This is a genomic window from Pseudoalteromonas sp. TB41, assembly GCF_000497975.1.
In the GTDB taxonomy this organism is placed as follows: Bacteria; Pseudomonadota; Gammaproteobacteria; order Enterobacterales; family Alteromonadaceae; genus Pseudoalteromonas; species Pseudoalteromonas tetraodonis.
Genome location: NZ_AUTH01000039.1, coordinates 1 through 24,137 on the forward strand (window position 1 = coordinate 1; position 24,137 = coordinate 24,137).

17 protein-coding genes and 2 pseudogenes are annotated in these 24,137 nt (G+C 39.2%); 15 read left to right on the forward strand and 4 right to left on the reverse strand.

Annotated features, from left to right (window positions below; all coding sequences use genetic code 11):
* The first annotated feature begins 90 nt into the window (after positions 1 to 90).
* From L641_RS0106250 to L641_RS22235, 15 genes and pseudogenes are all read left to right on the forward strand, one after another.
* Complete coding sequence (locus tag L641_RS0106250) at positions 91 to 852, forward strand: IS5 family transposase (RefSeq protein WP_024600859.1); 762 nt, start codon at positions 91 to 93, stop codon at positions 850 to 852.
* Between the two features lie 911 nt (positions 853 to 1,763).
* Positions 1,764 to 1,961, forward strand: a complete 198-nt coding sequence (locus tag L641_RS0106255; protein ID WP_024601459.1) for a hypothetical protein — start codon at positions 1,764 to 1,766, stop codon at positions 1,959 to 1,961.
* A gap of 467 nt (positions 1,962 to 2,428) precedes the next feature.
* On the forward strand, positions 2,429 to 3,499 hold the full coding sequence (locus tag L641_RS23455) for a hypothetical protein (RefSeq protein WP_024601461.1): 1,071 nt from the start codon (positions 2,429 to 2,431) through the stop codon (positions 3,497 to 3,499).
* A gap of 154 nt (positions 3,500 to 3,653) precedes the next feature.
* Positions 3,654 to 6,118, forward strand: a pseudogene (locus L641_RS22230) (DEAD/DEAH box helicase family protein).
* 118 nt (positions 6,119 to 6,236) lie between these two features.
* A complete protein-coding gene (locus L641_RS0106280) occupies positions 6,237 to 7,709 on the forward strand; it encodes an N-6 DNA methylase (RefSeq protein ID WP_024601462.1) in 1,473 nt (490 codons plus the stop codon).
* Positions 7,709 to 9,493: a restriction endonuclease subunit S gene (locus tag L641_RS0106285; protein WP_024601463.1), complete on the forward strand. Its 1,785-nt coding sequence runs from the start codon at positions 7,709 to 7,711 to the stop codon at positions 9,491 to 9,493. Before L641_RS0106280 ends, L641_RS0106285 begins: the two co-directional genes overlap by 1 nt.
* Positions 9,494 to 9,495: 2 nt before the next feature.
* Positions 9,496 to 10,848 carry a DUF262 domain-containing protein gene (locus L641_RS0106290; protein ID WP_024601464.1) on the forward strand — a complete coding sequence of 451 codons (1,353 nt, stop codon included), beginning with the start codon at positions 9,496 to 9,498 and terminating at the stop codon, positions 10,846 to 10,848.
* The gene (locus L641_RS0106295) at positions 10,835 to 12,814 is read left to right on the forward strand and encodes a DUF262 domain-containing protein (RefSeq protein ID WP_024601465.1); all 1,980 of its coding nucleotides are present in this window, start codon (positions 10,835 to 10,837) and stop codon (positions 12,812 to 12,814) included. The genes L641_RS0106290 and L641_RS0106295 overlap by 14 nt, the downstream gene beginning before the upstream one ends.
* A gap of 326 nt (positions 12,815 to 13,140) precedes the next feature.
* Positions 13,141 to 14,907: a hypothetical protein gene (locus tag L641_RS0106300; protein WP_024601466.1), complete on the forward strand. Its 1,767-nt coding sequence runs from the start codon at positions 13,141 to 13,143 to the stop codon at positions 14,905 to 14,907.
* Positions 14,907 to 15,605, forward strand: coding sequence for an OmpA family protein (locus L641_RS0106305; RefSeq protein WP_024601467.1), 699 nt, complete (start codon positions 14,907 to 14,909; stop codon positions 15,603 to 15,605). Before L641_RS0106300 ends, L641_RS0106305 begins: the two co-directional genes overlap by 1 nt.
* A complete protein-coding gene (locus tag L641_RS0106310; protein ID WP_024601468.1) occupies positions 15,605 to 16,741 on the forward strand; it encodes an HNH endonuclease signature motif containing protein in 1,137 nt (378 codons plus the stop codon). Before L641_RS0106305 ends, L641_RS0106310 begins: the two co-directional genes overlap by 1 nt.
* Before the next feature lie 29 nt (positions 16,742 to 16,770).
* On the forward strand, positions 16,771 to 17,259 hold the full coding sequence (locus L641_RS0106315; protein WP_024601469.1) for a hypothetical protein: 489 nt from the start codon (positions 16,771 to 16,773) through the stop codon (positions 17,257 to 17,259).
* 104 nt (positions 17,260 to 17,363) lie between these two features.
* A complete protein-coding gene (locus tag L641_RS0106320; RefSeq protein WP_024601470.1) occupies positions 17,364 to 17,879 on the forward strand; it encodes a hypothetical protein in 516 nt (171 codons plus the stop codon).
* 156 nt (positions 17,880 to 18,035) lie between these two features.
* The gene (locus L641_RS23290; protein WP_158000845.1) at positions 18,036 to 18,182 is read left to right on the forward strand and encodes a hypothetical protein; all 147 of its coding nucleotides are present in this window, start codon (positions 18,036 to 18,038) and stop codon (positions 18,180 to 18,182) included.
* A gap of 478 nt (positions 18,183 to 18,660) precedes the next feature.
* Positions 18,661 to 18,966: pseudogene (locus tag L641_RS22235) on the forward strand (cyclic-phosphate processing receiver domain-containing protein); the annotation flags it as partial.
* Between the two features lie 131 nt (positions 18,967 to 19,097).
* Here L641_RS22235 and L641_RS0106335 read toward each other — a convergent pair.
* The 4 genes from L641_RS0106335 to istA all read right to left on the reverse strand — a co-directional run bounded on the left by L641_RS0106335 (position 19,098) and on the right by istA (position 23,928).
* A complete protein-coding gene (locus tag L641_RS0106335; RefSeq protein WP_253944049.1) occupies positions 19,098 to 20,594 on the reverse strand; it encodes a tyrosine-type recombinase/integrase in 1,497 nt (498 codons plus the stop codon).
* A gap of 189 nt (positions 20,595 to 20,783) precedes the next feature.
* Positions 20,784 to 21,521: a hypothetical protein gene (locus L641_RS0106340; RefSeq protein WP_253944050.1), complete on the reverse strand. Its 738-nt coding sequence runs from the start codon at positions 21,519 to 21,521 to the stop codon at positions 20,784 to 20,786.
* Positions 21,522 to 21,613: 92 nt separating this feature from the next.
* The gene (gene istB / locus L641_RS0106345; protein WP_008108839.1) at positions 21,614 to 22,369 is read right to left on the reverse strand and encodes an IS21-like element helper ATPase IstB; all 756 of its coding nucleotides are present in this window, start codon (positions 22,367 to 22,369) and stop codon (positions 21,614 to 21,616) included.
* 14 nt (positions 22,370 to 22,383) lie between these two features.
* Positions 22,384 to 23,928, reverse strand: coding sequence for an IS21 family transposase (gene istA / locus L641_RS0106350; RefSeq protein ID WP_024600838.1), 1,545 nt, complete (start codon positions 23,926 to 23,928; stop codon positions 22,384 to 22,386).
* Positions 23,929 to 24,137: the final 209 nt, after the last annotated feature.

Below are 24,137 nucleotides of genomic sequence, written 5' to 3' on the forward strand. Positions count from 1 at the left end.
TAGGGCGTGTTGATCTTTGTGGTATGAAAAACAAACAGCATGAAGATAAGGTATAATTGAATTCGCCAGAAAACTTTACACCGAACCTACATGCCAAGATTAATGCTAACAGACGGGACATGGAATGTCTTATCAAAAGTAATGTACTTAAGTGGTCGAATTTATAATAAGCCCGACCATAGAAAAACGCTCGAAGGCATACTGTATAAGATGCGCACAGGTATTCCATGGCGAGATTTACCTTCTGATTTTGGCCGTTGGAGTGCTATCTACAGACGGTTTAATTTATGGTCCAAAAAAGGGATTTTGAATGAACTGTTTCGCGCATTATCTCGTGATGCGGACATGGATTGGGTCTTCATTGATGGCAGTATTGTCAGGGCTCATCAACATAGTTGCGGTGCAAGAACTGCTGACAATGAATCAATTGGAAAGAGCCGAGGTGGAAATTCTACGAAAATTCATCTTGCAGTCGATAGCGGAGGGTTGCCTGTTTATTATGAATTATCCTGTGGAAATACGCATGATATCGTCCATGCAGAGTCACTCGTAGCTAATTGCCCAACAAGTAATATGGTTGTCGCAGATAAAGGCTACGACAGTGAAAAACTGAGAGCGTTTGTTCGTGATAATAACGCTACACCCGTTATTCCACGTAAGGGCAACAGTTTAGTAGGCAATGAAGATATTGACTGGTGCATGTATAAATATCGGCACTTGGTTGAGAATGCATTTGGCCGTATTAAGCAATATAGAGGGATAGCCACGCGGTATGAAAAGCTTGAACGAAATTATCATTCAATGCTCGCTTTAGCATTTACTATGATGTGGCTACCAATGTGGGCTGATTGATATATGTACTACAAAGATCAACAGCCCCTAATTTATTTTTAATTTTTTTAATTTTTTTAATTTTTTTAATTTTGTTTTTAAACGTAGAAAATTTGTGTGAATTAAACCTATAAAGTAAGACCCCCTCTTAAAGAGGGGTCTTACTTTATAGGTTGTTCTTTATTTCAATTAGGCCAAAATATTACGGTATTCATTGCAAGACGTTGTGCGTTTGCTCTTTTAATGAAACGAGTGATGAAAACACTAAAGAGAGGCCGCTTTCAGCGGATGGCCTCGTCGCTTCGCTACTCAACCATAGGCCTAAAACGCACGCCAGCTCTGATGTTGCTCCGCAACGAGCTGACTCAACGCGCTATCGCGCTAGCGTTGTAGACCCCGCGCGAATGTACCGTGCTCCGCCCTGTACCAACCGCCATACTGCCGCTACAGACAATGCGATGGGTGCCCCATTATCCGCATTTTTCTTCGCTTTTATTTTCTGACGAAAATAGATGGTTCGATATCAATTTGTGCCAAATTTTAATCGAATTTCGCTGATGCGAAACACTATCGCGGTTGGTACAGACCAGCTGTACATTCGCGCGACTCCATACATTTCCGGCTTCGCCTCCAACGTATTACGCGAGCTATTGGCCTCATTCTGAGACGCTTTTTTTGCAGTTTTTCGTGCCGAAAAATGCGAGCTTAAAACCTGTCTTTCAGACAAAACCGCCTTCAAAATAAACTTATTAATGAATTTTTTAGAAAAGAATAAGGTTTTTTTGCTTAGTAAAAATTAGGTGAAGTAAGTGGAGGGGGAACCACTTATCCAAACTGTTTGTTGCTGAGCTGCGCAGTCAAACAAGTTTGTTTTTTTATCACGAAATCATTAAAGTTTAAAGCATAAGTTAATGATTATTGAGGTTTAAAAAATGAAAATCGACGCTAGTGATATTGCTATTAATCCAACAACAGGACTACCTATCACAAATGCGAGCGCTAATATCGTTGATGTTGGCGGCAATGTGGTGGGCCAATCTAATAGAGTAATGACTGTTTATGAGATTGAAGATTCGATAGCGGATTTAAACGATGTTGGCTGCTTTGATGCTTTTGATGACGATTTTTAATGCTCAAAATTTTAAAAGCTTTTAGACAACACCGAATAGAAATTGCCTATTCGACTATTGCTTTTAGTGGCTCAGCGTTACTGCTTTTTCAATATCAATCAACTCAAAATTTTGCCTGGTTTATTTCGCTGACCTTATTCTGTACCAAGATTGCTATTGGCATAATTAACTATGAGCAATATTGCCAAAGCAATAAGCGTAGCATGAAAACTATGCTGCAATATTTGTTATTTAAATTTGTATAACCCTGTTTATTTGTCCGAAATGCAAAGCGCCCAATTCTAGGGCGCTTTTTTAGTTTTATGATTTAGAAAAAGTGTGACTCTAATACTTAAGTGTATTTCTATGCGAATTCTTGGTGATATTGATAAGAGAAATCCTGTAACCTTATAACTTAAAAATAATTGTCCGACTTCTCTTATTTATATTTTCAAAAGTTGGGTATTGGTTAACAAGGAAGTAAATTAATGTATTACAGTGAAGTCAAAGAGCAGTACCTTGCTCATTTAAAGCAATCAAAAAATAGCATTACCGCTTATAAAGCCATAGTAAATTATAGTAATAAAACACTTACTGAAATTTCCGACGAGTCTTTTGAGTACTTAGAGAATGAGTTTGAGGGAGTGTTTTTTGCACAAGGAAGCAATAAGAGGCAAATATTAAAATCTACAGGTAAATATTTAATTGGTTGTTTTTCATTAGGTGGTACTTATCACTTAGCACTTCAAAATAAACATTACGAAGACTTACACAACACCCTGTATAAGCCAGTATTTGAAAATTTAAAACTGATTAATGATGAGACGAATAAAGCCTTAAATTCTATCGGTTTTACATTAGAGAAAACAAATAAGCTTTTAAAAAAAGTTGGAAAGGTTTTACAAACTAAATCTAATGTTACAAGTGACAGAAAGTCAGTTGATCAAAAAGTAACTTTAATTCAGTTAAAGCAGTTCTCCGATGGTTTCAAAACTTCACTCAAAGCAGGGTTTGGTGGTTTAGTGGGTGGTACTTCAGCTATTGGTGCTTGGGGCGTCGTTACCATTATAGGTAGTGCATCTACAGGTACTGCTATTACCTCACTCTCTGGTATAGCTGCAACAAACGCAACACTAGCTTGGTTTGGTGGTGGTTCTATCGCTGCAGGTGGAGCTGGTATGGCTGGAGGGTTTATGGTTTTAGGTGGCATAATAGCAGCTCCGGCAATGTACTTTGCAGTAACAGGTTCATATAAAAAAGTCGAAAAAATAAAGATGAAAAAAGTTGAACTGTTGGCAGAGATAGAAAAGTTAACATCCCTTGAATCTGAAGCAACGGCACACCTTAAAACCGTCCAGCAGCATCATTACCACATTACCGAGTATGCCAATCACTTTGGTAAGTTGCTTGAAGATAACTTGAGGATGTTTAAAAAACATAGCTCACTTAAGTATAAAATTTTTGGCGGACAGATGAACGTTAAGCAAGAAAAAGCTTTTAACCTTCTGAACCAATATAGCAATGAGTTACTATTTCAGCTTGGTTATAGCAATAATTAGCTTAATACTTTTATTAACTCAGCTTGCTAACTTTTAATACCTTTTATTTTTGCTAATTCATTATATTTTATATAGCATCACTAAATAGCATGAAACACGTTGAATCAACGAGTTGTGCGAACTTATAGCACAGTATTTAGGGATGGTTTAAGTTATGGATAAAAGAAAGCTCAGCGAAACCGATATAATCAGTAAGTTTATTCTGCCCGCAGTTAAAACCGCAGGGTGGGACGACATAACTCAAATACGCCAAGAGGTTAAATTACGAGACGGTAAAGTAATCGTACGTGGGCAACTTGGTGTACGTAAAACGGTTAAATCGGCTGACATAGTGCTTTACCATAAACCCAGTATGCCGCTTGCTGTCATTGAAGCTAAAGCCAATAAGCACGAAGTAGGTAAAGGGCTACAACAAGGCTTAGATTACGCCAGGCTGCTCGATGTGCCGTTTATATTCGCCTCTAATGGTGATGGCTTTATATTTCACGATAAATCCAAGCTCGGCACACCTGATGCGCATAACCTTGAAACCGAAATACGCTTAGAAGACTTCCCCTCACCGCAAGAGCTTTGGGCTAAATATTGTGCCTACAAGGGCTATACACAATCGCAATTGCCCATAATAAACCAAGCCTACTATGACGATGGTAGCGGTAAACACCCGCGTTACTATCAGCTTCAAGCCATTAATAAAACAGTAGAGGCTATATCGGCAGGNCAGGTAAAGACCGCGTACTCCTTGTTATGGCAACAGGAACCGGTAAAACTTATACCGCGTTTCAAATTATTTGGCGCTTATGGAAATCACGCGCTAAAAAACGCATATTGTTTTTAGCCGACCGCAACATATTAGTTGATCAAACTCGTATTAACGACTTTCAGCCGTTTGGTACGTCAATGACCAAAATTACCGGCAGAACAATCGACCCCGCTTACGAGATACACCTAGCACTTTATCAAGCGCTAACAGGGCCAGAAGAATCTCAAAAAGCCTTTAAGCAAGTAGACCCTGATTTTTTCGATCTTATTATTATTGACGAGTGCCACCGTGGTAGCGCAAGTGAAGATAGCGCATGGCGCGAAATACTTACTTATTTTAAAGGCGCTGCTCAAGTTGGCTTAACCGCAACACCCAAAGAAACCGATGAAGTATCAAACACCGATTACTTTGGTGACCCGGCTTATACTTATTCTCTTAAAGAGGGCATTGAAGATGGCTTTTTGGCACCATACAAAGTGGTACGCGTTGATCTTGATGTAGACCTACAAGGTTGGCGGCCAACAAAAGGCCAGGTTGATAACAACGGTGAAGCAATACAAGACCGCATATACAACCAAAAAGACTTTGACCGCACAATGGTAATTGACGAGCGCACACAGCTGGTGGCCGAAACCATTACCAACTATTTAAAGCGTACAGACCCTATGGCCAAAACCATCGTGTTTTGTAACGACATAGATCACGCCGAACGTATGCGCCGCGCCATTGCTAACCTAAACCCAGAGCAAATGGCTAAAAACGATAAATACGTGATGAAGATCACCGGCGATGACGAACTAGGCAAAGGCCAGCTCGACAACTTTATAAACCCTAAACGCCCATACCCAGTAATTGCTACTACCTCAGAGCTTATGACCACAGGGGTAGATGCTAAAACCTGTAAGCTAGTAGTGCTTGATCAAAACATACAATCAATGACCAAGTTTAAACAAATTATTGGCCGTGGTACCCGTATTGATGATAAGTACGGCAAGCTGTGGTTTACCATACTCGACTTTAAAAAAGCCACCGAGTTATTTGCCGATGAACGCTTTGATGGCACCCCCGAAAAAGTAATTAAAGTAACGCCCACTGATATTGAAGACGAAGACGTTGATATTGAGTCACAAGACGATACAACTGCCGAAGAGCAGCCTGATAGCGTATTCGATGATCAATCAACCGCTGACGATACAACCGATGCCAACAACGACACCATTAACGACCCCAAAGGCGATGGCACGCATGATGGCGAATGGGACGATGAAACTAACAAAATGGTTAAGTACCGCGTATCAGGTGTTACCGTTAATAAAGTGGCAGAGCGAGTACAGTATTACGATACCGACGGTAAACTGGTTACCGAATCATTTATAGATTACACCCGTAAAACCATGAGCAAGCAGTACAGTTCACTAGACGACTTTGTCAAGCGTTGGAATCAATCAGACCGTAAACAAGCAGTAATAGATGAGCTTGCCGAAGAAGGCATTATTTGGTCAGCGCTTGAGGAAGAAGTAGGCAAAGACATGGACCCATTTGATATGATCTGCCATGTAGTTTACGACCAACCACCCCTTACCCGTAAAGAGCGCGCAGATAACGTACAAAAGCGTAACTATTTCACTAAATATTCGGGTACCGCGCACACCGTACTCGAGAACCTTCTGTTAAAATACGCCGATGTAGGCGTGCAAGAAATAGAATCTATGCAAGCACTTAAAGTGGCGCCATTTAACGAAATTGGCAGCCTAAGTGAAATAGTAAAAAAAGGCTTTGGTGGCAAACCACAATACGAGCAAGCACTTAAAGAGCTCGAGGCCGAAATTTACCAAATGCCAGTGCCTAAAACAGCTTAAATTTATGTTTGCTGTCGTTATGTATTAGCGACAGCAAAACATTAAACCAATCAAAATAAACAGCTTTCATATTTGCCTTTAGTCGCTGTTTATAAAAATAATCAAACAAGAGAAACCTATGTCTATCAGTTCAGCTATTAAATCCATTCAAGATATTATGCGTAAAGACGCCGGTGTCGATGGCGACGCACAACGCCTTGGCCAAATGTCGTGGTTACTATTTTTAAAAGTATTTGATGCGCAAGAAGAAGAGCTTGAACTAGAGTTAGACGATTACCGCGAGCCAATCCCAGAGCAATTTTTATGGCGCAATTGGGCGGCCGATAACGAAGGCATGACCGGCGATGAGCTTTTAGAATTTGTAAACGATAAGCTATTCCCTGAGCTTAAAAACCTAACCGCACCCATAGATAAAAACCCACGTGGTTATGTAGTCACCCAAGCCTTTAGTGATGCCTTTAACTACATGAAAAACGGCACGCTACTGCGCCAGGTAATCAACAAACTAAACGAAATAGACTTCACCGATTCAAAAGAGCGCCACTTATTTGGTGACCTGTACGAGCAAATATTAAAAGACCTACAAAGCGCAGGTAACGCGGGCGAGTTTTATACCCCGCGCGCAATCACTAAATTTATAGTGGCAGTAACCGATCCAAAACTAGGCGAGTCAATCATGGACCCGGCTTGTGGTACCGGTGGCTTTTTAGCGTGTGCGTTCGACCATGTAAAAGCAAACTATGTTAAATCGGGCGACGACCACCAAATATTGCAAAAGCAAATACACGGCGTAGAGAAAAAACAACTCCCGCACTTACTGTGTACCACCAACATGATGCTTCACGGCATTGAGGTACCGGTACAAGTTAAACACGGCAATACACTAAATAAACCGCTTTCAAGCTGGGACGACCAAGTAGATGTCATTATCACCAATCCACCATTTGGCGGCACCGAAGAAGACGGCATCGAAAAAAACTTCCCAAGCGACATGCAAACTCGCGAAACAGCCGACTTGTTCTTACAGCTCATTATAGAAGTGCTCAACACGAAAGGTCGCGCTGCGGTAGTATTGCCAGACGGCACCTTGTTTGGTGAAGGCGTAAAAACCAAAATTAAAAAGCTATTGGTAGAGGAATGTAACTTACATACCATAATACGCTTACCCAATGGCGTATTTGCCCCGTACACAAGCATTAAAACTAATATCCTGTTTTTTACTAAAGGCACGCCAACAAAAGACGTGTGGTTTTACGAGCACCCCTACCCAGCCGGTGTAAAAAATTACAACAAAACAAAACCAATGAAGTTTGAAGAATTCAAAACGGAGCTCGAATGGTGGGGTAACGAAGCAGACGGCTTTGCCAGCCGTACTGAAACTGAGCAAGCGTGGAAAGTATCAATCGACGATATTATTGCCCGCAATTACAACCTCGATATTAAAAACCCGCACGTAGGCGAGGTAATCAGTCACGATCCACAAGCGCTATTAGCTGATTACGCAAAACAACAAGCCGACATACAAGTACTACGCGATCAGTTAAAAGGCATATTGGCAGATGCGCTTGCTAAAGATGTTGAGGGTAAGTAATGGCAGAGTCAAAAACATCAACCACAATCGCAGAGCAGCTCATAACCGAGCATCTTGATATTTGGACGACTGCTATTGAGCAAAAATCGTCATCAGGTCGAGGCTCATCTAAAAAGTTTTCACTTCATGGTATTAAAAAGCTGCGTGAACTTATTTTAGAGCTCGCAGTACGTGGCAAGTTAGTGCCGCAAGATCCAAATGATGAACCAGCCTCAGTGTTGCTAGAGCGAATAGCCGCTGAAAAAGCGCAGTTGATTAAAGATAAAAAAATCAAACTCCCAAAAGCATTGCCGGAAATTAGTGAGGATGAAAAACCGTTTGAAATATCTGAAGGTTGGGAGTGGGTCAGATTAGGTGAATTAGGCAATACACAAACAGGAGGGACCCCCAGTAAGAATAAACCTGAGCTTTTTGGAAGTGACGTTCCATTTATAAAGCCTGGTGATATTTTGGAAGGAAAGGTTTGTTACAAAAATGAAGGGCTTTCACTTCTTGGGGCAAAATCTTTAGGGCGTATAGCCCCTGCGAATTCATTATTAATGGTTTGTATAGGTACCATAGGAAAATGCTCGTACATCGATCGTGATTGTGCTTTTAACCAACAAATTAATTCTATAACCCCTTATGTAAATATTATTAAATATTTACATAAGGTTACATCAACAGCATATTTTCAAAATTTAGCCTGGGAGCTTTCTTCAAGTACAACTATAGCTATCATAAACAAAGGAAGGTGGGAGTCTATTCCAGTTGCTTTAGCCCCGATAGCAGAGCAAGAGCGTATCGTCGCTAAAGTCGATGAGCTAATGGACTTGTGTGATGCGCTCGAAGCACAAACTGAAAATAGTATTACGGCACATCAAACATTAGTTGAAGTGCTGTTAGAGGCCTTGCTGAAAGCACCAGAGCAAACCGCAACCCCCGAACAAGCCACTGCGCAGTTCCAACAAAACTGGCAACGTTTAAGCGAGCACTTCGACACGTTATTCACCACCACTGCCAGCATCGACACGCTAAAGCAAACCATTTTACAACTCGCAGTAATGGGCAAGCTCGTCCCACAAAACCCAAACGACGAACCCGCCGCCAAACTCCTAGAGCGCATAGCAGCAGAAAAAGCCCAACTGATTAAAGACAAAAAAATCAAAAAGCAAAAACCACTGCCAGAAATCACCGACGAAGAAAAACCGTTTGAGTTACCAGAGAATTGGGAATGGTGTTATCTACAAGACTTATTTACCGTAGTTACAGATGGTGACCATCAGGCTCCTCCTAAAGCTAATGGGGGGGTACCGTTTTTAGTTATCGGGAACTTAAATACAGGTAAGATCAAGTTTGAGAACTGTAAATTTGTTCCAGATAGCTATTACAATAAATTGGATTGGACTAGACAACCAGTACAAGGCGATCTTCTCTACACTGTCACAGGTTCTTATGGTATTCCTATCGTTGTTACAGGTAATAAGCCATTTTGTGTTCAACGACATGTTGCTATATTGAATTCTTCTAGCATGACTCCAATTGAATATGTTAAGTACGTACTAAGCTCAAAATATTCTTATGAGTTTGCCACTTTTGTTGCTACAGGTATTGCTCAAAAGACAGTCCCGTTATCCGGTTTGAGAAGAATGCCCATCCCTGTTCCTCCAACATCAGAGGCTGTTCACATTGTGAATAAAGTGAATAATTTGATGGCACTCTGCGACCAACTCAAAGCCCGTTTAACTGACGCACAAAACACTAAACTTCACCTAACCGACGCCATAGTCGAACAGGCGCTTTAGCTATGGCAATTGTCTTCAATAAACCACAAACTATTGTGCAGTTGTTAGCGCAACAACTTACGATTCCTGAATACCAAAGGCCCTATAAATGGCAGCCTAAGCACGTTAATCAGTTAATTGATGATATTTTTAATCACCGCACTAAGCCGTGTTATCGCCTTGGTACTGTTGTATTGCATCAAGATAAAGAATCAGTGAATGAGAATAAAAAACAGACACTGAATATCGTTGATGGCCAGCAGCGGCTGCTCACTTTAACGCTGCTTTGCACCATTCTTGATGGGGCTGAGAAAGCTATTGCATCCACTTTACTTGAACATAAGTTTGAATCATCAGTCAGTATTAAAAACCTCAAACATAATGCTCAGATCATTTCTGAACGAGTAACCAGTCTGAATACTACTGAAAAACAAAATTTACTTAATTTTGTGCTTAACAAGTGCGAGCTTATTCAAGTGACATTAGATGATTTGAGTGAAGCGTTTCAGTTTTTTGATTCTCAGAATGCCCGTGGTAAAGCCCTCGCGCCGCACGATTTACTCAAAGCGTATCACCTGCGTGAAATGATGGACGCCACGACACAAACAGAACGCTTGCACCATGTAAGCCTTTGGGAGCAAGGCGTTAACCCTGATGATGATTCAGCCAATTTGCACACCATCATGGGGGAGTTTTTGTTCCGTATGCGCCGATGGATTGACGGTGATTATGGCATTACGTTTAGTCGTCATAACATTGATGTATTCAAGGGTATTAACTTGGATAACACCCAGTATGCTTATGTCGATGCAATGCTGGCCCTGGATTACGCGGTTGAAACCTTTAACGCTGATCCCGCGCGAAAATGGGACAAGAAAACCAAGAGTTACCCTTTCCAAGTAGAACAGGTGATGATCAACGGTAAGCGCTTTTTTGAGTACATTCAGCATTATATGGCCATTCACACAAGTTTGTTTGTTGGCAAGGAGGCGAAGCTCGCTTCTTTCATTAGTAATTACACTAGGTATAATGGCAGTCATCGTAAAGGGGATAGCTATGTGCGTAATTTATTTTTGTGTACCGTGATGTATTACTACGACAAATTCGGTGATGTGGAGTTAAAAAAAGCAGCGCAGATTTGTTATCGCTGGGCATATTCTTTACGCCTTGAATTGCAACGTATTGGCATGGAGTCAGTTGACAATCATGCTAAAAGCCGTAGTGGGTTATTTAGAGCAATTCGCAAAGCCGTTCACCCTCAACAGGTGTTGAACTTTCAGCCGCTTTATATAAAAGAGCCTAAGTTTACTAACGCTAAGGAAGTAAAAAAGTTTATTGAAGCAATGAAATCGGGAAGTATTAATGAGCCAAGATAATCTAGTAAAGCCATTGTCTGTCAAAGAGCTTTTCGACAAGAAAACTGAATATATTATCCCTATCTATCAGCGGAATTACGCTTGGGGTGCGCCTGAGATTGAGCAGCTTATTCAAGATATTAGTGATGCCGCAGGGCTTATTACTCAGCCAGGTGAAACTGTTAGCGTAAAACAAGTAAAATATTACCTGGGTAGCCTTGTTGTCTATCAGCGCACAACTCACTCACAGCAATCAAATGTGATATACGAAACCATTGATGGACAGCAAAGGCATACCACGCTCTCTATTTTATTGGCGTATTTAAAACATCGAAAAGTATTGGATGAGAGTGACCTAGCAGGGTTAGACATTAACCTAACTTTTGATAGTCGACCAAAATCTTCTAGAGCGTTAGAAGATATATATACAGGTAAGTCAAGTGGCGAGCCTGAAGAGCCTAACATTCATGCTGCGTTTAACATTATTCAGCGTTACTTCAAAACCAAAAGGCTAGATACAGAGGCTAAAATTAAGCAGTTTTTCGAGTACCTGTTAGAAAACGTCACCATATTGAGAGTGGTTGTTCCACCGCAAACCGACCTTAACCACTACTTTGAGATCATGAATAACCGTGGTGAGCAGCTAGAAAAACACGAAGTTTTGAAAGCAAAATTCATGGCGACACTGAGCAATGATGAGGAAAGAAACTGTTTTTCAACCATCTGGGATGCTTGCTCAAATATGTCGCGCTATACCCAGATGGGTTTTCAATCTGATTTGCGTAAAGAAGTATTTGGTGACAATTGGCAAACAATGCCAAAAAGCTTTGATGCGATTCAAGCAAAGCATACGAGTAAACAGCAAAAACAAGATGCAATGACACTACGCGAAATTATCAACAACAAAACACCCAGTGAAAATACCGATGATGAAGAGCGCGAGAAAGAAGAGCGCTTTGGTACGGTTATCGACTTTTCAAATTTCTTACTTCATGTACTCAAGTTGATGCCTGAGATTAAGGGGGTATCGCTTGATGATAAAAAACTAATTGATGCGTTTATCAGTAAAGATAATGGCTTGAAGGTAGAAGCCAAAGCCTTTGTGTATGAGTTGCTTAAGTACCGAATTCTATTTGATAGCTACATCATCAAGCCAGACCAACACAATGAAAAGCGTAAGTGGAGCCTACAAACTCTAATAGCTAATTCGAGCGGTACTAGCACAAGCTCTGGCTATAATAACTCTTTTGGTAAAGACCAAGACACATTAAATGAAAAATTGCGCATGCTATTAGCAATGTTCCATGTATCAAACCCAGCCTTAGTTTATAAGCGTTGGTTAAATGATGCGCTAAGTATTTTGAATAGGAATACTACAGAGGAAACGGGTTTAAGCATTGATGGAGAGGTGTACTTAACTGAGCTTGAGCGCTTAAGCGATCGCTATTTTGAAGAAATTACCTGCGGTCAATGTTTAGCATTTTATGAAGGGAGTACAGGAGTATTACATCAAGGAACGGGTGTTCAGAACTTCGTGTTTAATCGGTTGGATTACCTTTTGTGGAAGCGTTTATCAGATGGTGAAACATTTGATGGTAAAGGTAAAAAAGAGCTTGGAAAGCACTTTGATGATTTTCAGTTTAGTTTTAGAACCTCTGTTGAGCATTACTTCCCACAAACCGATCCATCAGGCGCAAGCAAAATGGAGGATGTCGATCGCTTTGGAAATTTATGTTTAATTTCGCCAAGTAGTAACTCGAGGCTCAGCAATTACTATCCAGAACATAAGGTGAAATTCTATCAAGAAAATAATCGAGCTGAGAGTCTAAAACAAGCGATGATGATGACTTACGATGAGTGGGGCCCTGAAGGAAAAGGACGAACAAATATAGAAAACCATGAATCGGCCATGTTAGGGGTTTTATCCGCAAAAAAATATGAGCTACAGCGATCAGTCGAGTTACTTAATAACCCGGCTGATAATTAATGTTTAATATTGGCTGAACAGTAAAAGTTACTGAATTTAAGCTTAAAACTTGGTCATATAACCTTCTTTTTTAGTTGTTTGTCATCATTTTTTTGCTTATCACAGCTGGTTTATATACTATCTCGGTACGACTAAAGTTTTGATTTATTTTAGTTGTGGATGGCGAAAGGGAACTAAAAGATTTTATGGATAAAAGCCGAGCAATACTGCCATATCCCCACTATTAATTTTGTATCTCTTTATAATTTCGCCATTCTTGCGTGTTTTCTGCTTTGAGGTTTCAAAGTGGTTGTTAATTAAATTAAGAAGTACATAAGATAAATCAGATGAATATACTAGAAAGTTTACTGCGCGGTTTTGATACAAACGTTGTTAGTGGTGTTGTTTTAATTTTAATGCTTTTTGTTTTTGGCTTAGGTTTGTTTTATACCAAAAAAGCTAAACAAATTGAGTTTGTTCAGTTTGTTCCAACACTATTAACTACTATGGGTATTTTTGGTACTTTTTTAGGTATAGTTCTTGGTTTATTAGAATTTAACCAAAGTGACATAGAAGCCAGTATTCCCTTGTTGCTAGCTGGCTTGAAAACTGCATTTATTACAAGTTTAGCGGGTATATTTTTATCTTTAGTGTTTAAAACACTGTCTACGTTTTCATTTTTAAAACCTAAGCAACTAGAAGATAGCATTTCTCATGCAACACCTGAGGCGATATTAGGTGCTATGCAAGCGCAGGTTGCAGAAACAAAAGTTTTAAAAGAGGCGATTGTTGGTAATGAAGAATCAACACTGTTTGGGCAATTAAAAATATTACGTGGTGATATTAATGACAATGCAAAAACATCGATAAATATTGCCCAAGAACAAGCTGTAAAACAACAAGAGAACTTTGAGGCGTTTAGTGAAAAGCTATGGCTTAAACTACAAGACTTTGCAGATACTTTATCAAAGTCAGCTACAGAGCAAGTTATTGAAGCATTAAAACAGGTTATTAGTGATTTTAATAACAACTTAACAGAGCAGTTTGGTGATAACTTTAAACAATTAAATGAAGCGGTAATTAAATTAGTTGAATGGCAAGAAAACTATAAAGTTCAGCTTAAAGAAATGAGTGACCAATATGCTCATGGTGTTGCTTCTATTTCTGCTACTGAATCATCTGTTGCTCATATTAGTGAGCAAAGCCAAATAATTCCTCAATCTATGGGTGAATTAAAAGGCGTTATGGAAGTTAATCAGCATCAATTAGCTGAGCTTGAACGCCACCTAGAGGCCTTTAAAGATATGCGCGATAAAGCTGTTGAAGCCGTCCCGCAAATTCAAAAGCAAGTTGAAGCTACAGTAAGCGATATATCGGCTGCTGTAACAACAGCGAGTGACCATTATAAAACCCTTCTTACGCAATCAGACGATTACATAAAAACTCATGTTCAGACATCTAATGATTTATTAGACAAGTTTGCTCATGAAACAGAGAAAGGCATTAATAGTGTTGGTGAGCGTTTGATTGAAAGCTCAGACAAGATTGGTAAAGAAATTCAAACTGCAGGTAATGAGTTTACAGATAATACAGCTCGAACCAACGAAAGCTTAAAGACAACATCTGATCATTTACAGTCGCAAACTGAAGTAATTAAGCAGCATTTACAAGATACGGTGACTGACTTAAATAACAATATGCGCGACATGATTGAAAAACTAGTCGATGACGCTAAAGACATTACTTCAACTATGAAGCAGGCTAATCAAAACCTTGTGACAGATACAGAGCAGGTGCGTGACACTGTAGTTAAGTCTGCAGAAAAACTTCAGCAACGCCTTAATGAAGTGATTGATGACGCTGCGACACAGCAAATTAATCAAGCTAAACGTACCTTTGATGCAATGGAGAATGAGGTTAAAAAGCAGGTTGGTATGACTGGTGAAGCCGTAGACTCACAACTAAAACTTATTGATACTGCGATGCAGAAAGAAATAAACCGTGTAATGAATGAAATGGGTAAGGCACTTGCACAGGTAAGCGGTAAATTTGTTGATGATTACATTAAGTTAACTAAAGCGATGAATGAAGTTGTAAGTCAGCGAGTAATGTAATGGAAAAGATATTTGGCTCTCAAAACACCTCACAAGATAGTGGTGACCATTGGTTAACTGTATCAGATTTGATGGCTGGTCTAATGGTTGTATTCTTGTTTATAGCTATTGTTTTTATGATGATAACTCAAAAAGAAAACGACAAGATTAAAGATGTTGCTGTTGCTTACCAACAAAACCAAGTTGCTATATATGAAGCGCTAGAAAGCGAATTTGAAAGAGACCTTGATAAGTGGGGAGCAACAATAGACAAAGAAACGTTAGCGTTCAATTTTCAATCTCCAGATGTATTATTTGCTAATAATGAAACTAGATTAAGTGACGCATATAAAGAAATATTAAACGACTTCTTCCCCCGTTATATCAACGTGCTTGCCCCGTTTAGAGACTCTTTAGATGAAATTCGTATTGAGGGTCATACTTCAAGTGTTGGTTTAAGAGGTTCTACAGAGGCGCAAGCATACTTTTATAATATGCGATTATCTCAAGGACGAACACGTTCTGTATTAGAGTATGGTTATGCACTTATGCCTAATGAGTCTGATTGGATTAAAGCTAATATTGCTGCAGTTGGTTTTTCATCCTCACGCTTGATTAAAGAGAATGGTGTGGAAGATGCTGCAAGGTCAAGGCGTGTATCATTTAGGGCTATTACTAATGCTGACATTCAAATAAAACGGATACTGGAGGCGCAGTAATGAAGCTAACAGTTGATTTTAGTGCGTTACACAGAGCGGTTGCACCCCTAGGGCAAATAGTAACAGACTTTTCAATTACCAGTGATGCTTCTGAACTCGGAAGCATTAGCAGTCATCTTAATCAAGGGATGATTTTAGGTAAAGATGTACAGTTAGATGAAATTGATGGGTCAAACGGTGTACTAAACTATGATGGCCATCAGGTTATGCTTTATATACCTGACCAAGGCGATGATATTGAAGCCGTGTTGTCTAATGGTAAATTGGGACGACGTATCCATGTGGCAGAGTGTTCTACTCTTGAGTTGATGCGAGAAACAGGCCGGTTTAAACGCTATGATGTTATTAATCGGGTTGATGGCTTTTTCCCTGTATTTGGCTCAAGCTACAGAGGTGGCCCTAATACAGAGGGAGAGGCTGATTTAGGTGTATGTAAAAACTGCTTAAAAATACTTAATTACAAGGGGTACTCTACTCAAGGTCCTCAAGTTAAAAACCAAGTATTTAATAGTTTTTCGTTTGAACAATTTTTTGAAGTTTATAGCTCCTACTTTAAAAGTTTACCTGTTAACAGTAAAAAACACACAAGTGGTTATACGCCAGATTGGTCATCAATTTCAGCTAAGTTAAGAAGCGATTTAAATTACACATGTGAGCAATGCGGCGTTGACCTTAAATCTGAAAAAAGGCTCTTACATACTCATCATATCAATGGGAATAAAGCAGATAATGAACGAGATAATTTGAGAGTACTTTGTGCAGATTGCCATAAAAAGCAACCACATCATGACCACATATATGTAAGCAACTCAGATATTCTTAAAATAAACCAGCTAAGACGTGAGCAACATAAGTTTGACGTGTTTAATTACAATAATCTGCGAGAGTGCGCGGATACAGCATTAGATGGCCTTTTACAAAAATGTGAGTCGTCTAGGTTACCAGGTGCTGAGCTAGGGATTGTTATTCAAGATAAAGAAACATTTGTTTCAATTGATCTTTGCTGGCCAAGGCGTAAAGTAGCGGTGCTTATTAATATGAGTAATTCTAATATATTAAGAAGACATGGTTGGACTGTATTTACTGCATTCGACGCCTTAAATAACTTTGAGAATTTTCAGCGTCAAATTAGATAAGAAATTTTAATTTTAAAGGATTAATTTATATGCATTCTAAAGCAAGCTTCGTTTTTTGGCTTACATTAGCACTTTATTTGGTAACACTATTTACTGTTACTTATGTAGGGGTTTATCTAACCTATATAGCTCTACCACTTTTGGTCATTTCAGGCCTAATCATGAAGTGCACAAAACCAAAACCTGAGGTACAGAAATTTTATGATGATAGTAAATCTGCAGCTACTCAGGCGCTACTAGGCACAAGTAATTTTTTAGGTAGTGTTAATGAAGGTCTAAATGAATTTAATAGAAACTTAGAAATTAAAAATAAAGTCCACGAGCTAGTCACAGAGCGAACGAAGGCCTATAAAGCTAAGATACAATCGTTGAAAATAGAAAAAATACACTTTGAAATGAAGTTAAACCAGGCAGAGCTAGGCTCAGAAAAACGCAATCTACAAGATAAAATAGAGCGTATTGATAGGGAAATCCAATCCTCTTTTTATATTTTACGTAAAATCGAAGTAACCTATTGAATCAAAATAGGAGCCCGGCTATGGTTAATACAGCAATGAAAATAAATTAAAAACGAGTTATTCTACAGGCTCGTTATGCCTATTCTCAACATTGAGTAAAACTCATGAAAAAGTCACAACTTGTATTTCTCATTGTATGCTTGGCAGGGCTTCTACCCCAATCAGCTCAAGCAGACCCACCATATAATTTAGCTTGCTTTCTGTTTGATTCTGATGAGAAGAAAGAACAGTTTTCATCCCTCTGGGGCTCCGAGGATAAAAACCAAAGGTTTGAAGCTCTATTGAACATTACCAATGATAAAATTCTATCTGGAATTTCATATAGCGCTTTATTCACCTATGATTTTCATAAAACAGAATCAAATCAGCGCGATCTATTTTGTACAACTATAACAAACAATCTTGGATATTATTATGAATTCAAATGGGACGAATATATAAATATTATTGAAAGCATATCCAAAAAATCTAAGACAAGCATTTATTTTAGCGATTGTGATCACTACGGCGACTGTAGTTATTATATTTCATCCCCAATCAATAGTATTCAAAAACACAATAATACTGACGACTTTCCAGACAATATAAAAAATTCATTCAAAGTACTGGATCAACCATGAAAAACAAAGCAATCTGCATTATAATTTTGCGTTAGTTTCATTTAACTTACATAGTGACGATGAACGAACAACAAACTAAATAAAGTTGTTTTAAATGCTGTGGATGAGTGCGGTAAATATGCAATGCCTTCTGCCGCCAACATTAGCAATGAACTCATGAAAATTGAAAGCATGAAAAAGCTGCCCGAAGAAGAACTCATTAAAATAAACGATGACAACTACATGTCATTCTATAAAATATGCCTAGAAGTCGTTGGCCTAAAAATTCATTCTACATTGCAAGCGGTCAGCTTAGTTCAATAGGGATAACAAGAGCGTGGTGTTCGTCGCTTCGCGCCTCCTACTGTCAAGTTAAACGCACTGATCCTTGCCTAGCTTTTTAAGCCATAATTGCTTTCACTCGAACTAGATCGAGTTAATATATAGGGTGAAGCAAGTAATGTCTTCGGTTATCTTGCAGATACTCTTTGGTTATTACTATTTCTAATTAGCCAGCAATTATGAATTACTAATAATTGCTGCAGGGGCGAGTGCAAAAATGGTAGTAGAGCCGCACGATAAAACAGCAGACCTCGAATTAAAAAAGCCTTAAGTGGTGATCACTCAACCTCAAGCCTCTGATATTTTTAACATACCAGCATTGATACGTAATTAAGCACCAGCTCTTTGTGGAAAATAACTATTATTATATAGCTTAAAGGGTTGTTAGTTATTGCTTTCAGAGTCTGAATACATTTTTCAGTGAGATAACCCTATGAATGTATATTAAGATGATGAAAGAGAAGCACCAGCCGGTTGGTTACGAGCCTATTGGCCTGACGAAGTGATTGCATTTTTGAAGAGCGGCAAAGTAAAACAGCTCAGCCTTGATCATGATTTAGGAAATGATAATAAAGGCACTGGCTATGACGTTTTACTTTGGATTGAGCGGGCAGTGTTTATTGATGGTTTTGTACCACCGACAATAGCCGTTCATTCAGCCAATAGCTCAGCACGAATTAAAATGGAATGCGCAATTGCACAAATTAATTTACTGGCTAGGCATCAATGCTTGATGACACTACAAATGAGTCAAGCTCTAAAGTAGTCGCCACTAAGCCAAAAGCATCTGATATTTTTGATATCCCTGCTTTTATAAGAAATCAATCTGCACCACCTATTAAAAGCTCTTTATAGGTTTTGTAAGCAAAGAAAAAGTTGTATTGCAATATGTAAGCTTTACTCTAATATTTGCAAAGGGCGGCTCTTTTTAAGCTTTTGGGTTTGCTGAACTATATTACCCCAGATAGTGGAATAAGCACTTATTGTGCTTTTGACTTTGGCGATGAAATTATTTGAATAATCTAATTTTAAAAATGATTTTTTAGTCGTTTTGTTTTTTAACTTAGCCTGTATTTTTACTTCTTTAAGTATTTCCTTCTCAAATAGGGAAAAGTTTTTATAAAGTGCTTTAATATCAGTGTTATATATTTTATTCGAGTGGTCATAATGTTTACTCATCGGATCGTGATCTGAAACAGAGTGATGAAGCATTTTTTTAGACTCAATTTCAGCAATTGTTGATGACCCAATTTTTTTAGTTAGCACTTCTTTCATATGTGATTTTAAGAAGCTGCGAAGTAGTGTTGGAAATGCTCCGGCTGAGCCTTTTATATTTATGTTATCTCGCGGGGCCGCTACCATGTCTTTTGGCGCATGATATTTAAGAGTTCGGTTTAAACTCTCTTTACTAATGGGTTTTGAGTTGTCTTTAACCTTGCAAAATAAGTAGGTGCGGTTTATGTCTGGGTTTAATTTTAACTCTTGTTGTATTGCTTTTTTCATCTCGGGTGTGAGTTGTATTTTAAACTCTTTTTGGTTTTTCATAGCACCGCGAGTGGTATGAGTTGTTTCAGGAAACGTTAAAAATTTAGGATTATTTAAATCATCTATATACGATAGACGAAGGTTGCAAATATTTATGGGTCTTAGCCCAGTAAACATCATCAGTAGTACCGCATTTATTAATGTATTATTTTTAGCTGTTTTTAGGTTTATGTATAGCTGAGAAATTAGAGATATATCAGTATATGCCTTACAAGGAATAGGCTTCGCCGTTCGAGAAGATATATAATTTTTATCTACTTCTAGGAATGGATTAGTGCCATTATTATATTTATTTTTTGCGAACACCCACAGCTTTCTCATTTGCTCGAATAGCTTAGCCACATGCGGACCACTTTTTTCTGTTAGTAGTTGGTCAAGCGTGGTTTCTATTATCTCAGGCGTAATAGTTTGAAATAAGGTATTTTTACCAAAGGCATTTTGAATTGCATTAAGGTAAGAGCTGTAAGTTGTTACTGTGGTTTCAGCTAACTTGCTAGGGCTATGTTTATTTATTGCCTGTAAGTTTTCTATTTGTTTACATACTACAAATTCGAATGTGTAATCAGAAGTGTTATTTTTGTATATTTCGGTCGCTCTTAATTTCGCTGCCGAAAAACTCATAACATTAGAGTCACCAATCTTTGTGTTTTTTATGCCATGTTCTTTTTTAAAATGAGTAAAAAATTTAATAATGCCATCATGCTGGAATACAATTCTTATTTGATCTTTAAGCTGATACTTTGAAAGTCTTCTTCCTTTTTCTTGCGCCAATATAATAGTCGCAAGACTGGCTAGCTCTTCCATTGACTCGTCATTGTACGGTGGCTTAAATGCATTAAATTCAGCCATGCAAAGGTCACGACTTTTAATCGTGACCTCACATGGTTTTACTGAATTTAATACTGATGTTGCCATTAATATAAAAACCTTAAAAAAGTTAAAATCATCAAATAATTGATGAGGTATCGCTCTAATAAGGCAATGATATGAAATTAATTTTTTTAACAAAAACTTTGGTAAGTCCAAATTAAACTTTTTTTAATTATTTTTTGCTTTGGCTTGGTCACTTAAATATCTCTCAACGACAGCTCTTCCTTCTTCGGTTAAGATCAAATCTTTTGCTACTCTGCCCGTATCACCAAGTGGCTGATTAATGAAGTTTACATAACTGCCTTTGTGAACTAAATGAGCTTTAATTCTATCTCTCAAGGCTTTTTTATCGTTATTTTCTTTTAGGTTTTTAGCTTGTTTACTTTGCATACCTGTAAGTCTGAGTTGTTGGCTTTCGAGTTCTTTCGCTCTTTTTAAAATACTGGCTTCATGAATTTTGAATACATTAAATTTGAGCTTTGTTGAAGTGCCAAATAGCTCTTCAGATTTATCATAATTCAAGCCGTTTGGATCGTCCTCTTTTCTGAGGTGATGCAGCGCGAGTCTGGTGAGTTCCTCTGCGTGTTTAAAATGATAGCCGTTGGCAACCATAATCGCTTTTGCGTTGGATTTAAAAAAGCTTCGGCACATTGTGCAAAATGCTCCCGCAGATCCTTTCATAACAATGTTTCTTTTATCTCCTTTTACTGCATCAACAGGGGAGTAATCTTTGATGATTTTGTCCAGCGACCTTTTAGCAAATGGTTTGTTAAGATCGCGAGGCTGAAGAAATATATGATCAGGGTTACAGTTGGGTAATGCATTTTCCATCCAGGCTCTCTGCTCTAAAATAATGGCGCGCATGGCCTTGGTTAATGGCAGCTTATATTCTTTTTGGTTTTTCATTTCTCCACGAACTGCGTATTCCGGTGATGGTGAACACCGATTCCGGTTTTATCGTGAACACTTAAATTCCACGCATTGGGTTCATGACATTTTTAACCTAAGTGTTCACGATGGTCAATTTTAGATTGAATTTTTCTCATAGACTCCCCCTTTAATTTTATCCGATGAGCATTGTGCATTAGTCGATCTAAAATGGCATCGGCTAAGGTATTATCGCCGATGGATTGATGCCATTCTTCGGTGGGTAATTGACTGATGATGGCGGTTGATGAACTGCCGTGCCTATCATCCATGATCTCCATTAAGTCATTTCGTTGTGCCGCTTTAAGTGGCTCAAGCCCCCAATCATCTAAAACGAGTAAGTCGATCTTAGCGAGTGACTGTAACATTCGACTGTAAGTGCCATCTGCTTTGGCTTGTGTCAGCGCAAGCATCAACCTTGAGAGTCGGTAATATTTAACGCTGTAGCCTTTCATGCATCCTGTATGCGCAAGCGCACAAGTGATATAGGTTTTACCGCTACCGCAAGGGCCTGTGATCAGTAAGTTTTGTGATTTATTCAGCCAATCACATTGCAGTAGCGATGCCATCATCGATTGATTGAGACCTCGCGGGTGATGATAATCTATGTCTCTGGCGTTAGCGGCTAATTTAAGTTTTGCCGCTTTAAGTAAGCGTTGTTGTTTTCGGCTCTCTCGGTCTTGGGCTTCACTGTCTGCTAGCAGTTGTAGTCGCTCATCGAAGGACAACCCTTCATAAGTACTTGGTTGTTCCATTTGGCTCACTAAGGCGTTGGCCATACCACTGAGTTTGAGTTGACGAAGCTGAGTTATCGTTTGTTCTAACATAGAATTTCCTTACCTTAATGGAAGCTTTTAGGACCACGGATATTTTCATGGGATTGTGGCAATAACGTCGACGGCTCTTCTTGCGTTCGCGGCAATTTATCTTGGTTGCTACTGAGTATGTCTTTGATATGTTTTAACCGATATAAACTGTATTGATTGGCTATCGCACAGGCGTTATTGAGCCGATCGGCGGGATAGCTTCTTGATAGGTTGAGTAAGCCTAAGCACACACGATACGCTTGTTCTTCATGTTGTTTCTGTGCCAATTGTGCTTTCACCCAGAGCAAAACGTCATCTCCAATATCTTTCGCCCAATTCATTAAACGCCCTGGTGACCATTTATGATGCTTCTCATGCTTTACAGGCATGTGCTCGGATGTGGTGGTCATGCCCGGATGATATTTTCTCGGGTGACTGGTGATGCGTTTATGCTTGAAATAAGCCTCAATCAAGTTGTCTTTGGCATGAAGTTCAAGCTTTTCACCCACCAAGTGATGGGGTACCGAGTAAAGATGGTTATCATACTGAACGTGATAATCAATATTCACTTTGACGTGTTTAATATCCGTGAATTGATAAGCTAGTTTGGGCATGGGCGCGAGGGCGGGTTTGTCGATTGACTCGAACCATGATTGTCGTGTCCCACTCAGTTGCTTAAAGGGCTTATTATTGACCTCAAGCAGTAAGGCTTTGATGCAATGGTTTAGCTCAGCTAATGAGAAAAAGGTTTGGTGTCGTAACTTGGCGAGTATCCAGCGTTCAATGATTTGCACGCCCACTTCGGCCTTGGCTTTATCTTGTGGTTTTCTGGGACGAGCAGGCACAATCACGGTGCCATAATGCGCGGCCAATTGCTGATAACTCGGGTTAACATCAGGGTCGTAGCGACACGCTTTACTGACACCACTGCGTAAATTATCGGGGATAACCATGTCAGGTATACCGCCGATAAATTCAAATGCTCGCACGTGACTGCCGATCCAGTCGGGTAGACTTTGGCTCCAGGTTGCTTCACAAAATGTATAATTTGATGCGCCCATCACCGCCACGAATATCTGGGCGAACTTCACTTCACCCGTCGCATTACAAACAATGGGCATCGTTTGACCCGCATAATCGACAAAGAGTTTTTCTCCTGCTTTATGCACTTGTCGCATCGAACGTTTTTGCTTTTTAAGCCAGGTCATATAGCGATCGCAGAACTGAGAATAGCTGTAACAACGATTCGGATATTGCTGAGTATATTCTTCCCAGAGTAAGTTCTTGGTGACGCCTTTGCCCGTTAATTCTTTTCGAATGGCTGGCCAATCTGGCACTTCAAATCGCTGGGATGGCCGAGTGTCGGCGCGAGGATAGAACTGACTAGCAAGCACAGAATCATCAAGCTCGTCGGGCAGTGGCCAACTTAACGATAAAGCTCTGGCTTTAGTGAGTAGTTTTTGAATACCACCGACACTGATCTTAGTGCTGGCACTTATTTTTCTGACACTGAGTTGGGCAGCAAAATGTAGCCTCAACACTTCTCGAATTTTACGCATTGTGATCCTCTTAGTCGCCATATCCCTTCCTCAGTAATACAAAAAGGAAATAGCTTAACAAAGTAATTAATAATCAATGCGTTGAAATTGTACTGGTTTGGTGTGAACACCGATTCCGGAAAATCAGTCAAAAGTGTTCACGATAAAACCGGAATGAGCGTTCACGCTAAAACCAGAACGGGTGTTCACGATGGGCCGGAATCACTGTTCACGATGCTCCGGAATATGCA

Bases quoted from the DNA above. Each gene is read 5' to 3' on its own strand.
- L641_RS23455 (WP_024601461.1), top strand. From the start codon at position 2,429: ATGTATTACAGTGAAGTCAAAGAGCAGTACCTTGCTCATTTAAAGCAA.
- L641_RS23290 (WP_158000845.1), top strand. From the start codon at position 18,036: ATGAAAATTGAAAGCATGAAAAAGCTGCCCGAAGAAGAACTCATTAAA.
- L641_RS0106285 (WP_024601463.1), top strand. From the start codon at position 7,709: ATGGCAGAGTCAAAAACATCAACCACAATCGCAGAGCAGCTCATAACC.
- L641_RS0106295 (WP_024601465.1), top strand. From the start codon at position 10,835: ATGAGCCAAGATAATCTAGTAAAGCCATTGTCTGTCAAAGAGCTTTTC.
- L641_RS0106290 (WP_024601464.1), top strand. From the start codon at position 9,496: ATGGCAATTGTCTTCAATAAACCACAAACTATTGTGCAGTTGTTAGCG.
- L641_RS0106280 (WP_024601462.1), top strand. From the start codon at position 6,237: ATGTCTATCAGTTCAGCTATTAAATCCATTCAAGATATTATGCGTAAA.
- L641_RS0106310 (WP_024601468.1), top strand. From the start codon at position 15,605: ATGAAGCTAACAGTTGATTTTAGTGCGTTACACAGAGCGGTTGCACCC.
- L641_RS0106300 (WP_024601466.1), top strand. From the start codon at position 13,141: ATGAATATACTAGAAAGTTTACTGCGCGGTTTTGATACAAACGTTGTT.
- L641_RS0106320 (WP_024601470.1), top strand. From the start codon at position 17,364: ATGAAAAAGTCACAACTTGTATTTCTCATTGTATGCTTGGCAGGGCTT.
- L641_RS0106305 (WP_024601467.1), top strand. From the start codon at position 14,907: ATGGAAAAGATATTTGGCTCTCAAAACACCTCACAAGATAGTGGTGAC.
- L641_RS0106315 (WP_024601469.1), top strand. From the start codon at position 16,771: ATGCATTCTAAAGCAAGCTTCGTTTTTTGGCTTACATTAGCACTTTAT.
- L641_RS0106250 (WP_024600859.1), top strand. From the start codon at position 91: ATGCCAAGATTAATGCTAACAGACGGGACATGGAATGTCTTATCAAAA.
- L641_RS0106255 (WP_024601459.1), top strand. From the start codon at position 1,764: ATGAAAATCGACGCTAGTGATATTGCTATTAATCCAACAACAGGACTA.
- L641_RS0106340 (WP_253944050.1), bottom strand. From the start codon at position 21,521: ATGAAAAACCAAAAAGAATATAAGCTGCCATTAACCAAGGCCATGCGC.
- istA (WP_024600838.1), bottom strand. From the start codon at position 23,928: ATGGCGACTAAGAGGATCACAATGCGTAAAATTCGAGAAGTGTTGAGG.
- L641_RS0106335 (WP_253944049.1), bottom strand. From the start codon at position 20,594: ATGGCTGAATTTAATGCATTTAAGCCACCGTACAATGACGAGTCAATG.
- istB (WP_008108839.1), bottom strand. From the start codon at position 22,369: ATGTTAGAACAAACGATAACTCAGCTTCGTCAACTCAAACTCAGTGGT.